This is a genomic window from Actinacidiphila glaucinigra, from assembly GCF_900188405.1.
GTDB classification, from domain to species: domain Bacteria; phylum Actinomycetota; class Actinomycetes; order Streptomycetales; family Streptomycetaceae; genus Actinacidiphila; species Actinacidiphila glaucinigra.
This window is the reverse complement of record NZ_FZOF01000018.1, coordinates 122,382-137,690: the sequence shown is the minus strand read 5'-3', so window position 1 is coordinate 137,690 and position 15,309 is coordinate 122,382. Positions and strand designations below refer to the sequence as shown.

Genomic DNA, 15,309 nt, shown 5'->3' with positions numbered 1-15,309 from the left:
CCCGTTGAGGCCGGCGCCCGGTTCGGAGACATGTTCGGAGAGCGTCATGCCGCCCCATTTGCATGAGGATCGCGACACCGCGAAGCCTGAGCCCGGCACCGTGGACGCGCTCATCTCCCAGACCCGCCAGCTGCGCGGCAAGGTGGACGCCGTGCGTCGCGACGCCGCCACCGAGGACGAGGAGGACCCGCAGCTGCGCTGGCAGCGCGCGCTGTGCGACCTCGCCGTCCACCAGCTCGACGACCTGGGCGCGCACCTCGGGCAGCTGCGTGACGGCCTCCCCGACCTCGGACACCGGGAGGCGGCCGCCGAGCCCGGCGCCGCCGTCCACGCGGCCCGCGCGTCCCGGGAGGTGCCCGTCCCCGCACCGGTCCCCGGTGCCGTGCAGGCGCTGGGGCGGGCCGGCAGCGCCGAGTGGAACCTGGTCACGGACGGTGTCCAGTGGTCGGAGGAGCTGTACCGCATCTTCGGCCGCACCCGCGAGGACGGGCCGCTGACCCTGGACGAGCTGCCCTCCTGGCTGTTCGCCGAGGACCAGCAGACCCTCACCGCGGCCGTGACCGGCTGCCTGGTGGACGCCCGGCCGATCGACTGCGAGTTCCGCATCGTCCGCCCGGACGGTGCCGTGCGTACGGTGCACATGGTGGGCGAGCCGGTGCTCGACGCCGCAGGTGCCACCGCCTCGATGTGGGCGGTGCTCCGCGACGTCAGCGAACTGCGCCGCAGCCAGCGGACGCTGCGTGAGACCCGTGACTCGCTGCAGCGCGAGCGGCAGATCGCGCAGACCGAGCGCCGGCTGGCGGTCGAGCTGCAGGAAGCCGTGCTGCCGCCGTGGCGCGGTTCCCTGCGGTTCCCGCAGGAGGGCGGCCCCACCACGATCGACCTGGCCGCCCACTACCTCCCCTCCTCGACCGGCGCCCTCGTCGGCGGCGACTGGTACGACGCGCTGCAACTGCCCGACGGCTCGGCCCTGCTCACCGTGGGCGACCTGACCGGGCACGGGGTCTCCGCCACCTCCGGCATGGCCATGCTCCTCGGCGCGTTGCGCGGGATGGCGATGACGGGGCTGGACCCGGCCCCGCTGCTCGGCGGGCTCAACCAGCTGCTGGACAGCTCCGCGCAACCCGCGCTGGGCAGCGCCCTGTGCTGCCGCTACCGCCCGGAGGACCGCTCCCTGGTGTGGGCGCAGGCCGGACACCCCGCCCCGCTGCTGTTCCGCGACGGGACGGGGCGGCCGCTCGACGCGCCCGAGGGCGTGCTGCTGGGCGCCACGTCGGGCGCGCAGTACGGCCAGGTCACCGAGCGACTGCTCCCCGGCGACCTGCTGGTGCTGCACACCGACGGCCTGCTGCCGCGCCGTTCCGGCCCGGTGGCGGCCTCGGACGCGGCCGCCGCGGTGCGGCACCTGCTGGGACTCGGCCCGAGGTTCGCCCGGGCCCGTACCCCTCAGGAGTGCGTGCGCATCGTGGTGGAGGAACTCGGCACCCCCGAGCGCGAGGACGACGCCTGCGTGCTCATCGCCACATTCCACTAAGGGGTACGGCTGCGCCGAGGTCCACAGCTGTGCCACCGATCCGGCACCGACCTTTCACGCGCCCCGCACGAAACCCGCACCCCCATACGGGTGCGGATCCGGCGGCCGCGCATGGACATGTCGATGTGTCGACACGGGGAGGGCATCCGGGAGAGCCGGCTCATTCGGCGTCGAGTCGGCTGGTCCCGCGCATCGATGTCCGCGATGCCTGCGATGCCTGCGGCATCTGTGAGGCCTGTGACATCCCCGTCGTCCACGTCCTCCGCTCGGTGCTCCGCTCAGATCACGGGGCCCCTGCGCTGGGGTCCGCTCGGCAGCGCGATCTCGATCTCCTCACGCAGGTCCTGGATCCTCGTGAAGTCCGAGTAGCGGGCCGTCAGCCGGTACATCTCCCGCAACCGGTCCCAGGTACGCAGCGACGAGTTCTGCCTTATGGTCAGCAGCGCCAGTCGCGCGTAGCGGTCCGCCTGCTCCGGGTCGTCGGCGATGAAGCAGGCCGAAGCCAGTGAGATGTAGTCGAAGATGTTGGACCGGTCCCGGCCCTTGTCGCGCAGCTCCAGCGCCTGTTTGGCGTGCTGCTGCGCCGTCCGTGCGGCCAGCGGCTCGTACTCGGCGAGGGTCCGGTACGCGAGCGCCTGCATGCCGTGCAGATCGGCCTCGTCGAACATCTGCATCCAGCTCGGCGGCGGGACGTCGCCGCGGTCGGTGGCGAAGAGGTCCTCGGCCTTGCCCAGGGTGCGGCGCATCGCCTGGCCGTGCCCCATCGAGGCCTGTGCCCAGGCCTCGATGGTGCAGAGCATGGCCCGGGTGCGCGGCAGGGTCTCGTGCCCGGAACCGGACTGCGCCAGCTTCATCAGGTCCAGGGCGTCGTCCGGCCGGCCCAGGTGGACCATCTGCCGGGCGGCGCGTGAGAGCGCCTCGCCGGCCCTCGGCCGGTCGCCGCCCTCGCGGGCGGCGTGCGCGGCGATGACGAAGTACTTCTGCGCGGTGGGCTCCAGGCCCACGTCGTGGGACATCCAGCCCGCCAGGACGGCGAGGTTGGCCGCCACGCCCCAGAGCCTTCGCTTGAGGTGCGGTGGGTGCTGGTAGGCGAGCATGCCGCCCACCTCGTTGAGCTGTCCGACCACCGCCTTGCGCTGCAGCCCGCCGCCGCGGGACGCGTCCCAGGCGCGGAACACCTCGACCGAGCGCTCCAGCGCCTCGATCTCCTGGGAGCCGACGGGGGCCGCCTCGTAGCGGTCGTAGGAGGCGGCGTCGGCGGTGAAGGGGTCGTGGGTGGTGGGGGCGTCGGCCGCGAGCGCCGGATCGGTGTGCAGCCAGTCGTACATGGCGCTGCTGAGTGCGGAACCCGCGGCAAGCGCGGCTCCCGCGCCCACCAGACCGCGTCGGTTGAGCATGAGGTCCATTCCCGTGAATTCGGTGAGGACCGCGGCTGTTCGCTCCGGTGGCCAGGGCAGTCCGTCGGCGCTGACGGACTGCTTCCTTCCCGTATGCCGATGCCGGCCGAACCCGAGATCCTCGATGGTTACGACACGGCCGAGACGCTCGGTGAACAGGGCCGCCAGCACGGTCGGCACGGGTTCGCGGGGAGATTCACCGGTGTCGATCCAGCGGCGCACGCGCGAGGTGTCCGTCGCCAGCTGCGGGTGGCCCATGGCCGCCGCCTGCCGGTTGACGAGTCGCGCGAGCTCTCCTTTGGACCATCCGGTGAGTGCGAACAGGTCCGCTAGCCGTGTGTTGGCTTCCTTGTCCATCCAAGCCCCCAGGTTCCTCGGCACTGTTGACACTAACGGCCGGTCAGCGCCGCCGCGAGCATTCGCCATGGTTCGCCAGGGTGCGCCAGATGGTCTGCCACCCGCATGCGGTGGTCAGGTAGGAACGCGCCACCCGGCCCGGCACTCGCCGGCTCGCGAACGGTCGCATATGAACAACTTTCGAAAAACGCCGATCAGCGTTGAACAACTCGAGAGGCATGTGCGTACTGGTACGCGAGGGGCGTACGGCGCGTGGACAGTTCGGACCGCCGGCCCGGACCCGCATTCCCCAGGGTGCGGGACCGGACGCCGACTCCGGCTCCGGATCCGTCCACGCGCCGGCCCCGCCACCTCGTCAAGAGCTCGTTGGCACACGAAGGGATCTGTCTCCCCATATGTATTCAGCATCGTCCTCCGTGTCCGCACCGCCCCGGCCGACCCGGATCCCGGGGTTCACCGGGACAGGGACCGCCATACGTCCTCGCCCGGTGCTGCCCGCTCCGCGCCGAGGCGCGCCGGGGACCTCCCATCCGCTCAGCGGGAGGCTCGACTTGACCGGACCCCAAGGCGCGCAGCTGCGCTCGGCCATCGCCTCGGTGCAGCGCATCTGCCCCGAGTTCACGCCCGTCCAGATGCTGCGGCGCAGCGGCCGCTCGGTGCTGCTGGTCGGCACCTCGGGCCGCGCCCCCGCGGTCGCCAAGTGCCTGCTGGACCACTCCCCCGCCTGGGTGGAGCGGTACCGGCACGAGATCGCCGCGTACCGGGCGTTCGTACGGCACCGGCCGCCGGTCAGGGCGCCGCGGCTGATCGCCGCCGACCCCGAGAGCTGCACCCTCGTCCTGGAGCGCATGCCCGGACGGGTCGCGGCCCTGCAGCGGCACCCCTCGGAGGCCCCGCCGCGGGCGGATGTGCGGATGGCGCTCAGTGCGATCTCCCGGGTCAACATGTGGCGTCCGCCGGCCGGGGTCTTCGACGCCCCGATCGACTACGCGGCGCGGCTGTCCCGCTACCACGAGCTGGGACTGCTCACCGACCGCGACATGGGTGACCTGCAGAAGCTGCTGCACGGACTGGCGCACGCACAGGGCCAGTTCAACCACGGCGACGCCCTGCTCTCCAACATCCTGCTCTCCCCGGCCGGCCCGGTGCTGGTCGACTGGGAGCACGCGGGCTGGTATCTGCCCGGCTACGACCTGGCGGTGCTCTGGATGATCCTGGGCGACGACCCGGCCACCCGGCGGCAGATCAGCCAGATGGCGCAGGCCGCGGGACCGATCGCGCGGGACGCCTTCCTGGTGAACCTGATGCTGGTGGTCACCCGCGAGATCCGCACCTACGAGACGGCCGTGCAGCGCACGATGCGCAGCACCGTCCCGGTGGGTCCGGGCACGGGCGAGGCAGGCGAGGAGCAGCGACTGCTGCTGCGCCGGCTGCACGACGACGCGGGCCTCGCCCGGCGGGCCGTCAGGGCCGCCGTCGGCACCAGGTGATCCCACGGCCGGTTCCCGGATGGAAGGGGAGGAACCGGTGCGTGGCGGACGGCGACGCACCGCGGTCGCGGACCCGGGGTCCAGGGGAGTGTCCTCCGGTGCCGTCGCGGTGCCGCCCGAGCGGCTTCACAGCCGGGGCGGCACCGCCGGTGGTCCAGTCCACTGACGCACCGCAGGCCACGACGCCCGTGCGGGGAAAGCTCCCGTACGGGCGCTGACATGCGTAAACGGTGATTCCACCGCACAGTTGACGGATCGTCGACCAGCGGATACCCCTGTGGTGCCGAACGGCCCCGTGCGTCACCACAGGAGGCTGCAGTGCGAGGAACCCCCCACAACGCGAGACGCCCGCGCAAGGTCGTCACCGCCGCAACGGTCACCGTGGCCGTCGGCGCCCTGCTCTCCGCGCTGTCGCCGCTCCCCGCGGCGGGCGCGGCCCCCGAAGAGCGGGACGTACCGCTCCGGCAGGCCTTCAGGGACGCCGCGGAGCACCACCACGTGCCGGAGAGCGTGCTGTTGGGCGTGGCCTACCTGGAGTCGCGCTGGGACTCCCACCGCGGGCTGCCCAGCGTCACCGCCGGATACGGCCCCATGCACCTGACGGACGCCCGGGCGGCGCTCACCGACTTCCCTCAAAGAGGTGATGGCGGTGACGACCCGCGCGGCGACGTAGGACGTCCCCTCACCGACGTCGGACCACCCACCGTGGACACCCGCGCGCTGCCGCCGACGCTCACGACGCTGGACCGCGCCGCCGGACTGACCGGGCTGCGCGCCGAGGAGCTGCGCGAGGACCCGGCGGCCAACGTCGAGGGCGGCGCGGCGCTGCTGGCCCAGGCCCAGAAGTCACTCGGTGCGCCGCTGAGTCCGGACCCGGCGCGCTGGTACGGCGCGGTGGCCCGCTACTCGGGCGCCGAGGACTCCGCCACGGCCTCGGTCTTCGCCGACGACGTCTTCCAGGTCATCCGGGACGGCGTCACACGCACCACGGACGACGGTGAGACCCTCACCCTCGCCGCGCACCCCGGTCTCGCACCGGACACCTCCCGGCTCCGCTCCCTGGGCCTGCGCACCGTCTCAGCGGACGGGACGGAGTGCCCGCGCACGATCGCCTGCGAGTGGCTCCCGGCCCCGTACGAGGAGTACGGCACGGACGACTACGGCAACCACGACCTCGCCGACCGTCCGCACGACCAGAAGATCGACTACATCGTCGTCCACGACACCGAGGCGACCTGGGACACCACCCTCCAACTGGTGCAGAAGCCGGACTACCTGGCGTGGCACTACTCGATCCGCTCCGCGGACGGCCACGTCGACCAGCACGTGCGGACCAAGGACGTCGGCTGGCACGCGGGCAACTGGTACGTCAACGCCAAGTCGGTCGGCATCGAGCACGAGGGCTTCCTCACCGACCCGGGCACCTGGTACACGGAGGCCATGTACCGTGCGTCCGCGCGGCTGGTCCGCTACCTGGCCCTGCGCAACGGCATCCCGCTGGACCGGCAGCACATCCTGGGCCACGACAACGTCCCGGGGCCGACCCCGGCGAACATCCCCGGGATGCACACCGACCCCGGCCCGTACTGGGACTGGGCGCACTACTTCCGGTTGCTCGGAGCACCCTTCCGGCAGACCGCCGGGCCGGGCAGCGCCCTGGTGACGATCGCCCCCGACCTCGTCTCCAACCGGCCCGTCTACACGGGGTGCGCGAGCGCCGGCGACACCTGTCCGTCCCGCGGCTCCACGGCCGTCCGGCTGTACACCGAGCCGCGCGAGGACGCCCCGCTCGTGGAGGACACCGGACTGCACGGGGAGGCCCCCTCGACGACCGGGGTGAACGACACCGGTGCCCGCGCCTCGACCGGCCAGCAGTTCGCGGTGGCCGAGCGGCGCGGGGACTGGACGGCGATCTGGTACCTCGGCCAGAAGGCCTGGTTCCACGACCCCAGGGGGCACCGGACCGCACTGCCCGCCACGGGCCTGCTGGTCACGCCGAAGGAGGGCCGCGCCGAGGTCCCGGTGTACGGGCGCGCCTACCCGGAGGCGTCCGCCTACCCGGCGGGGGTCCCGGTGCAGCCGGAAGCCCCGCTGCCGTACCGGCTCCTCGCGGGCCAGAGCTACGCGGTGGGCCAGGCGACGCGCGGCGAGTACTACCGGGCGGTCACCTTCGACGCCTCCCAGCACGTGGTGGTGCGCGGCGAGCAGCGCTACTACGAGATCCAGTTCGGCCACCGGGTGGCCTGGGTCAAGGCCGGGGACGTGACCCTGCGGCCCTCCTGGGCCCCGTTCAGCCCTGCTGGAACATCTCCGCGGGGAGGGGCTTGAGCAACTGGTAGAGGTCGTCGGTGATCGGACGGTCCCAGGTCGCGATGGTGACCTGGACGCCGTCGCTGCGGTCGAACTGCGTGCAGGCGATGCGCCCCTCGGAGAGCTTCACCTTGCGCACGATCAGCAGGTTGTCACCGTGCATGACCGGGGTGTCCTCGGTGCCGACGACCTCCACCGGCTCGTCGTTGCCGAGGGCCAGCATCAGCTGCGCGACCTCGAAGGGGATCTGGCCCTCTTCGAGGTCGCGGGCGGGCGAGCCCTCCGGGAGGTTGCCGATCAGCATGGCGGGACCGCGCCCGCCGAAGAGGTCGTAGCGCAGGAAGATGCCCTGGCAGCTGCCGTCCTCCCCGGGCAGCAGCCCGGCGCCGAGTTCGCCCGGCCAGTCGCCCGGGTCCATGGCCAGGACGTCGAATTCCGGCCCTGTGGGCGTTGCGGCGCTGCGGCGGCGGAGGAACGACATGCGCCCATCGTACGGTCCCCGGGCGGCCCGTGTGCCCGGGGTCGCGTCGCTACGGTGCCAGGGCCCTGGCCAGGCCCGCCCGGTCGGTGCCGATCTTGCGGTAGACGGCGGAGAGCAGACGGGTGACGCTCTCCACGTCGGTGCCCAGACCCGCGGCGATCTGCTCGTCGTCCTCGCCGCGGGCGGCCCGCGAGGCGGCCGTCCGTTCCTGGGCGGTGAGGGCGTCGGTCTCCGTGGTGCGGAGCCTGCGCGGGCGGAGTCCGGCGGCGGCGAGTTCGTCACGGGCGCGTTCGGCCAGGGTTTCGGCGCCGCAGTGGACAGCGGTCTCCAGACCCCGGTAGAGCTGCTCGGCCGCCTCGTGGAGCCGGGCCTCGCGGCGCAGGACGGCGCCGTGGTCGACCAGGGCCCGGGCCAGCTCGTAGCCGGCGGGTGAGCGCTCCAGGTGCGCGACCGCCTCGTGCAGCAGCTTGAGCCGGTCGGACTCCGCGGCCACCTCGGCGGAGACCCGCAGCGCCTGGCCGATCGCGGACGCGGTGCCGTACTGGCGGGCGCGCTCGACGGCGTCGGCGGCGGTGGCACGGGCCCGCTCAGGCGTGTCCCGGGCCTCGGCGAGCGCGAGGTGGAGCTTCCACGGCGACCAGCCGGGGTTGCGCATGCCCCGGGGGTCGAGCCGGCGACCGCACGCCTCGAGCTGGGCGATGGCCTCGTTGACCATGCCCCGTTCGAGCAGCAGCCGTCCGTAGACCGTCTGCGCGTCGGGGAAGGTGACGGCCGCCGGGAAGGGCTCGCGGAAGTCGTAGTCGTCGGCGAGGGCCGTGGCCTCGCGGACCCGTCCCCGGGCGAGCAGGATCTCGACGAGGATCGCCACGGTGTACCAGACGACCGGGGTGCCGCGGCCGACGCGGTCGGCCAGCCGCAGGCCGTCGCGGGCGAAGTCCTCCGCCTCGGCGAGCCGGCCGCGGCGGTACCGCACGTAGCCGAGCAGGGAGTAGCCGAAGGCAAGGTGGGCGCCGCGCCAGCCCTGGCGCTCGTAGTCGCCGATGCCGGCGGCGAAGAGCTCCTCGGCCCGGCCGGGCCGGTCGGCGTACATGTACGTCATCGCGACGAGGACCGGGACCTCGAACCCGAAGTCCTCGCTGGCCCAGGGCAGGCCGCCTTCCAGGGCCCGGTCGGAGTGGCGCAGCGCGCTCTCGGCGGGCTCACCGCGCAGGGTGGCGTCCCAGGCGCGCAGTCCGATGATGTAGCGCTCGGTCAGGTCGCGTCCGGTCAGCCGGTCGGCGAGGCGGGTCAGTCTGCGGGAGCGCGCCGGGGAGTCCGGTTCGTCTGAGCGGAAGGCGTCCCACATGAACTGCTCTTCCTGCAGCCGCAGCCGGGCCCGCGCGTTGGTGGCGGTACGGGCGGCCTGCCCGACGGTGTCCGCGGCCTCGCCGAGCCGGTCGGAGTGGGCCAGCGCCTGGGAGAGCCGGTAGGTGATCGCGTCCCGCATCGCCGGGTCGACGATCGGCTCCTCGAGCGCGGCACGCAGGTGGTTGACGGTGGTGGCCGGCTCGGTGAGCAGGGAGGAGCAGCCCAGTTCGAAGAGCACGGCCGCCCGGTCCTCGAAGGGCGGCGGCTCGCGCAGCGCCCGCGCGAGGTAGCGGCGGGCCGCGTCGGGGGCGCCGGCCCGCGCGGTGTCCCGGGCGGCCTGGCGCAGTTGGGTGACGACCCAGGGGTCGCCCTCGGGGTGGGTCTCCAGCAGGTGGCGGGCGGCCGCGGAGGGGCCGAGCCCGGCGTCCACGACGGACCAGGCGGCCTGGCCGTGCAGGGCGACCCGGACGGCGTCGGGGATCGCCCGGTACACCGCGGTGGCGATGAGGGGGTGGACGAACTCCAGCACGTCACTGCCCGTGAGGATGCGGGCCTTGCGCAGCCGGTCCGCGGCGTCGGCGGCCTCCTCGCCGCCCAGGCCCGCCACGCTCGCGGCGATCGCCGGCGAGATGGACGTGCCGAGGACGGCGGCGGCCCACGCCATGCGGACGGTGGAGGTGCCCAGGCGCTCCAGGCGGGCGATGAGTCCGCTGCCCTTGGCGGCGGCGGCGAGGTCGCGCAGGAGGTGCGCACTGGACTCGTCGGGCCGCAGTGCGCGGTCGAGGACCTTGGCGGTGAGCTCCACGGCCTCGAAGGGGTTGCCGGCGGTGACGGCCCAGGCCTCGCGGCAGAAGGCCTCGTCGGCGTGTTCGCCCACGGTCTCGCGGACGAGCCGGCCGATGGCGGCCGCGCTGAGCGGTTCCAGGCCCAGCGGACGGGTGCCGGAGCGGTCGGGCAGCCCGCGGAACGCCTCGGCCTGGGCGGGGAGTTCGTCGGGACGGTAGGCCACGACGAGGAGCATCGGGAGTTCCTCGGCGCGGGGCGCGAAGGCGGCCAGCCAGCCCAGGGACTCGGGGTCGGCCCAGTGGGCGTCGTCGAGCACGAGGACCACCGGGGCCCGCCGGACGGCGATGTGGGTGAGCACCCAGTCGAGTCCGTCCGCGAGGCCCTGCGGGTCGGGGGGCGCGCCCGCGCCGTCGGTGCACAGTCCCAGGGCGGGGCCGACGATGCCGTACCAGCTGCCGAGGGTGGAGCGGAGCACCTCGTCGCCGGCTCCGGCGAGCTGGGGCTGGAGCAGTTGGCGGGCCACGTGGAAGGCGACGCCCTGTTCCTGGTCCCCGCCGCGGGCGTACAGGACGGTGCAGCCGAGGGCGGAGGCACGGCGCCGGGTCTCCGCGAGCAGGGTCGTCTTGCCGAGGCCCGCGGGGGCGGCGAAGGCCAGCACGCCGCCACGCCGTGTGCCGCTGCGGGGGTGGCCCCCTTCGGTCCGTATGCCCGTGAGTTCGGCCAGCGCCTCGTCGACGGCCACGAGTTCGGCCTCGCGTTCGAGGAGCGGCCTCCGGGACTTCGGTGTGCGCCGCGCCATAGTGCACCCCCTGCCCCTGATCCGGCGCGCGCCGGGAGCGCGCCGGTGTTACTCGGACACCTGTCCGTTGGCACCTCAGCGTACGCCACCGGGGACCCTGCGTGAGTGGATAAATGCGAACTGGTGACGGCTGTTCAAAATCGTCCGCGGAATGATCGACTGTGCTCGATCAGGTGCGCCCACATGCGGGAACGCGCCGCCGCGATGCCTGTGGCACATGCCTCGCGGCGATGACATAACGGCCCGTCAGATACATGTGCAAGGGGGCGCACAACGGGCGCGGCCGGCCGGCGGACACGGCCTGCGCGCCGGCTCCCGGCCGGGTGCGCCGGCGGCTCGCCGCCAAAGGCGGGGGCGGGCCGCCGGCGCACCCGTGAGGTTCCGTCAGGTGAGGTCGAACTCGCCGTCGCGGGCCCCGAGGACGAAGGCCCGCCACTCCGCCGGGGTGAAGATCAGCGAGGGGCCCTCGGGGCTCCGGCCGTCCCTCATGGCGATATAGCCCTCGACGAAGGCGATCTGGACGTCTCCCGTGCCCTGGCTGCTCGACTGCCATGTTGCGTTGGCCAGATCAAGCTGCGGCTTCTTCCCGTTGGCCAACGGCGATCCGATCGTGCTCTCGGCCACGTCCGTTCTCCTCCCGACTCCGTCGTCCGGGCCAGCCTAGCGACCGTGCCGGGGCCCGGACAGGTCATGGAAGAACCTGCCCGGTCCCGGTACCGGTTCATGCCCGCTTCACTCTCCGGGGTGCCCGGATCCGACCACCCACATGGCGAAGAACTGCGAACCGCCGCCGTACGCGTGACCCAGCGCCAGACGTGCGCCGTCCACCTGGTGCCCGCCGGCCGTGCCGCGCACCTGGAGGGCGGCCTCGGCGAAGCGGATCATCCCCGAGGCGCCGATCGGGTTGGTGGACAGCACACCACCCGAAGGGTTGACGGGCAGATCGCCGTCGAGCTCCGTCACCCCCGACTCGGTGAGCTTCCAGCCCTCCCCCTCCTGTGCGAAACCGAGGTTCTCCAGCCACATCGGCTCGTACCAGGAGAAGGGCACGTACATCTCGACGGCGTCGATCTGCCGCCGCGGATCGGTGATGCCGGCCTGCCGGTAGACGTCGGCCGCGCAGTCGCGTCCGGCCCGCGGGCTGACGAAGTCCTTGCCCGCGAACATCGTGGGCTCGCTGCGCATCGCCCCGCCGTGCACCCAGGCCACCGGGCCCGGGGCGCGGCGCCCGCCCGCCTCGTCGGTGAGCACCATCGCGCAGGCGCCGTCGGAGGATGGGCACGTCTCGGAGTAGCGGATCGGGTCCCAGAGCATGGGCGAGGAACGCACCTTCTCCAGGGTGATGTCCTTCTCGTGCAGATGGGCGTACGGGTTCCGCAGCGCGTTGCGCCGGTCCTTGTAGGCGACGAGCGCTCCGACGGTGTCCGGCGCGCCCGTGCGCCGCATGTAGGCGCGCACGTGCGGTGCGAAGAACCCGCCGGCCCCGGCCAGCAGGGGCTGCTGGAAGGGGACGGGCAGCGACAGGCCCCACATCGCGTTGGACTCGGACTGCTTCTCGAAGGCGAGCGTCAGGACGGTGCGGTGCACCCGCGCCGCGACCAGGCTCGTCGCGACGAGCGCGGTGGAGCCGCCCACGGAACCCGCGGTGTGCACCCGCATCACGGGCTTGCCGACCGCGCCGAGGGCGTCGGCGAGGTAGAGCTCGGGCATCATCACGCCCTCGAAGAAGTCGGGGGCCTTGCCGATGACGACCGCGTCGACGTCCGCCCAGGTCATCGACGCGTCCACCAGCGCACGGTGGGCCGCCTCGCGGACGAGTCCCGCGATGGAGACGTCGTGCCGCGCCGAGGTGTGGTGGGTCTGCCCGACGCCGACCACCGCGACGGGCTCCTTGCCGTGCACCGCGCTCATCGGTCCTCTCCTTCCAGGACGGCGACCAGGTTCTGCTGCAGGCAGGGCCCGGACGTGGCGTGGGCGAGCGCCCGGCGGGAGGCGCCGCGGTGGATGCGGGCGGCGGCCTCGCCGAGCCGGATCAGGCCGGCGGCCATCACGGGGTTGGCGGCGAGCGGGCCGCCGGAGGGGTTGACCGCGACGTCGTCCCCCAGGCCGAGTGCCTTGCGGAGCACGACCTCCTGGGAGGTGAAGGGGGCGTGCAGTTCGGCGGTGTCGACGGGCGCCTCGAAGGCCCCGGCGCGTTCCGCTGCCAGCCGGGTGGAGGGTGAGTCGGTGAGGTCGCGGACGCCGAGAGCGTGGGCCTCGATGCGGTGGTCCATGCCGCGGATCCAGGCGGGGCGTTCGCACAGCCGCCGTGCGGTGTCCCCGGCCGCCAGCACGACCGCGGCCGCGCCGTCGCCGACCGGCGGGCAGTCGCCCCGGCGCAGCGGCCGCACCACGTACTCCCCCTGCGGGCGGTCGCCGGGCTCCTGCGCGTACGGGTTGGCGACGGCGGCGGTCCGGTTGCGGCCGGCGACGGCGGCGAGCGCGGCCTCGTCCGTGTCGCCCGCGTCGATCAGCGCCTGGGCCTGGAGCGCGGCCAGGGCAACGGAGTCGGGCCACAGCGGTGCCAGGTAGTACGGGTCGAGCTGGCGGGTCAGCACGTCCCGCAGCCGCCCCGGCGAGGACTTGCCGTAGGAGTAGACGAGGGCGGTGTCGGCCTCGCCGGTGAGCAGTTTGACCCAGGCCTCGTAGAGCGCCCAGGCGCCGTCGGTCTCCACGTGCGACTCGGAGATCGGCGGCCAGGCCCCGACCCCGTCCAGCGCCATGGTGAAGGAGAAGGCCCGGCCCGCCAGGTAGTCGCAGGAGCCCGAGCAGGTGAAGCCGATCTCCCCCGCGGTGAGGCCCACCTGGTCCAGCACCTCGTGCAGCACCGGCATGAGCATCTCGACCTCGGAGAGCGCGGCGCTGTCGCGCACGTGCCGGGTCTGGGCGAAGGCCACGATGGCCACGTCCCGGCGTGCCTGAGGCCTCGTCCGCGTGGTCACAGCAGCTCCTTGTAGGTGTCGTAGTCGGCGTCGGGCTCGCCGGTGGGCCGGTAGTGGTCGGGGTAGCGGCCGTCGCTGGTCCAGACCGGCTCGACGCGCAGTCCCATGCGCACCTGGTCGTACGGGATGCCGCCGATGCGTCCGTGCAGGGCGAGGCCGGCGCCGTCGAGGGCGATGTGGGCGTAGACGTAGGGGACCTCGATGTCGAGCCCCTTGGCCTTGATGTTGACGATGCAGTAGGTGGTGACGGTGCCGCGCGGGCCGACCTCGACCTGCTCCTCGGTGGCGACGCCGCAGGTGGGACAGGCGCCCCGGGGCGGGACGTAGACCTTTCGACAGGAGGGGCAGCGCTCGCCGAGGGTGCGGCGCTCGGCGAGGCCCGCCAGGTAGCGGCTCTGGGCGCGGCCGGGGGCGTAGGTGTACTCCAGCCGGGCGGGCACGGTGATGCCGGTGACGGGTTCGGTGAACGCGCCGGTGTGCGCGGCCGCCCGGGCCGCCGCGGCGGCGGTGCCGTCCCCGGCGGGTTCGAAGCACGCGATGTCGGTGACGGCGCCGGTGCGCCGTTCGGCCCAGCGGACGCGCACGCGCATGCCGGTGCGCACCGCCTCGGGGCCGGGTGCGTCCAGGACGTGCAGCAGCGCGGTGTCGGCGCCGTCGAGGCGGACCAGGACCCAGGCGAAGGGCGTGGACATCGGCTGCTGCGGCCGCGGTGACGGGTTCCAGGCCCAGGTGGTGACGGTTCCGGTGGTGCCGACCTCGACGAGGTCGCGCAACTCCTGCGCGGTGACCGGGTCGTACTCGACGGGCGGTACCAGGACCCGTCCGTCCCCGGTGCGCACGCCGAGGACGGTCCGCTCGCGCAGGCCGGTGAGGAAGGCGCTCTGCACCGGGCCGAGGGAGCGGGTGAAGGGGAACTCGACGACGAGGGAAGCGGTGAGCGGTTCGGGCATGGCGGTGGTGACCTCCCGTGTCAGGCGCGGCGGTAGACGGGCGGGCGCTTCTCGCCGAAGGCCTTGGCGCCCTCCTTGGCGTCGGCGGTGGCGAAGACGGGCCAGCCGCGCTCCAGTTCGGACTTCAGCCCTTCGGCCTCGGTCAGCTCCGCGGTCTCGTAGACCGAGGCCTTGACGGCCTCGACGGCCAGCGGGCCGTTGGCGTTGACCAGGGCGGCGATCTCCAGCGCCCGGTCCAGGGCGGTGCCGTCGGGGACCACGTGGCCGACCAGCCCGATCCGCTCGGCCTCGGCGGCGGTGTAGGGGCGGCCGGTGAGCAGCATCTCCAGGGCGTGCGTGCGCGGTATCTGCCGGGCGAGGCGGACGGTGGAGCCGCCGATCGGGAAGAGGCCGCGGCGCACCTCGAAGAGGCCGAAGACCGCGCTCTCCCCCGCGACGCGGATGTCGGTGCCCTGCAGGATCTCGGTGCCGCCGGCCACGCAGGGCCCCTCGACGGCGGCGATCACCGGCTTGCGGGGGCGGTGGTGGCGCAGCATCGCCTTCCAGTGCAGGTCGGGGTCGGCGGTGAGCCGCTCCCGGTACCGCTGCCCCGCCATCCCGCCGTCGGCGGCCAGGGCCTTGAGGTCCATTCCGGAGCAGAAGGCCCCGCCGGCGCCGGTGAGGACCACGGAGCGGATCTCGTCGTCCCGGTCGGCCTCCGTCCAGCCGTCGTGGAGTCCCACGAGCATCGGCAGGGAGAGCGCGTTGCGCGCCTCCGGCCGGTTCAGGGTGAGTACGAGTGTCGCGCCGACGCGCTCCACCGTGAGGTGTTCGGTGCCGCCCATCGCCGTCCTCCCGCGTCGCGTACCGGACCTAGAACAGGTTGCAGTAGGGGCAG

Annotated in this window: 11 protein-coding genes; 3 read left to right on the top strand and 8 right to left on the bottom strand. The window is 73.5% G+C overall.

Features of this window, described 5'->3' with window-relative positions:
• Positions 1 to 46 precede the first annotated feature (46 nt).
• Complete coding sequence (locus CHF15_RS28850) at positions 47 to 1,534, top strand: PP2C family protein-serine/threonine phosphatase (protein WP_089226820.1); 1,488 nt, start codon at positions 47 to 49, stop codon at positions 1,532 to 1,534.
• Positions 1,535 to 1,812: 278 nt separating this feature from the next.
• On the opposite strand, the gene CHF15_RS28845 is transcribed toward CHF15_RS28850, so the two are convergent.
• Positions 1,813 to 3,288, bottom strand: coding sequence for a DNA-binding protein NsdB (locus tag CHF15_RS28845; RefSeq protein ID WP_089226819.1), 1,476 nt, complete (start codon positions 3,286 to 3,288; stop codon positions 1,813 to 1,815).
• 395 nt (positions 3,289 to 3,683) lie between these two features.
• On the opposite strand from CHF15_RS28845, the gene CHF15_RS28840 reads away from it, so the two are divergent.
• Entirely contained in the window at positions 3,684 to 4,778 is a 1,095-nt protein-coding gene (locus tag CHF15_RS28840; RefSeq protein ID WP_089226818.1) for an aminoglycoside phosphotransferase family protein, read from the top strand.
• A gap of 318 nt (positions 4,779 to 5,096) precedes the next feature.
• Positions 5,097 to 7,106: an N-acetylmuramoyl-L-alanine amidase gene (locus CHF15_RS28835; RefSeq protein WP_089226817.1), complete on the top strand. Its 2,010-nt coding sequence runs from the start codon at positions 5,097 to 5,099 to the stop codon at positions 7,104 to 7,106.
• On the opposite strand, the gene CHF15_RS28830 is transcribed toward CHF15_RS28835, so the two are convergent.
• From CHF15_RS28830 to CHF15_RS28800, 7 genes are all read right to left on the bottom strand, one after another.
• Positions 7,069 to 7,569 carry a hypothetical protein gene (locus tag CHF15_RS28830; RefSeq protein ID WP_089226816.1) on the bottom strand — a complete coding sequence of 167 codons (501 nt, stop codon included), beginning with the start codon at positions 7,567 to 7,569 and terminating at the stop codon, positions 7,069 to 7,071. The two genes, CHF15_RS28835 and CHF15_RS28830, sit on opposite strands and share 38 nt — an antisense overlap.
• Positions 7,570 to 7,618: 49 nt before the next feature.
• Positions 7,619 to 10,501 (bottom strand): ATP-binding protein, encoded by a 2,883-nt coding sequence (locus tag CHF15_RS28825; protein ID WP_089226815.1) that lies wholly within the window; start codon positions 10,499 to 10,501, stop codon positions 7,619 to 7,621.
• A gap of 384 nt (positions 10,502 to 10,885) precedes the next feature.
• Entirely contained in the window at positions 10,886 to 11,125 is a 240-nt protein-coding gene (locus tag CHF15_RS28820) for a DUF397 domain-containing protein (protein WP_018561140.1), read from the bottom strand.
• Between the two features lie 108 nt (positions 11,126 to 11,233).
• The gene (locus CHF15_RS28815; protein WP_089226814.1) at positions 11,234 to 12,412 is read right to left on the bottom strand and encodes a thiolase domain-containing protein; all 1,179 of its coding nucleotides are present in this window, start codon (positions 12,410 to 12,412) and stop codon (positions 11,234 to 11,236) included.
• Entirely contained in the window at positions 12,409 to 13,482 is a 1,074-nt protein-coding gene (locus CHF15_RS28810) for a thiolase domain-containing protein (protein ID WP_089226813.1), read from the bottom strand. The genes CHF15_RS28815 and CHF15_RS28810 overlap by 4 nt, the downstream gene beginning before the upstream one ends.
• The gene (locus CHF15_RS28805; protein ID WP_089226812.1) at positions 13,479 to 14,432 is read right to left on the bottom strand and encodes an OB-fold nucleic acid binding domain-containing protein; all 954 of its coding nucleotides are present in this window, start codon (positions 14,430 to 14,432) and stop codon (positions 13,479 to 13,481) included. The genes CHF15_RS28810 and CHF15_RS28805 overlap by 4 nt, the downstream gene beginning before the upstream one ends.
• A gap of 20 nt (positions 14,433 to 14,452) precedes the next feature.
• Positions 14,453 to 15,256, bottom strand: a complete 804-nt coding sequence (locus CHF15_RS28800; RefSeq protein ID WP_089226811.1) for a crotonase/enoyl-CoA hydratase family protein — start codon at positions 15,254 to 15,256, stop codon at positions 14,453 to 14,455.
• Positions 15,257 to 15,309: the final 53 nt, after the last annotated feature.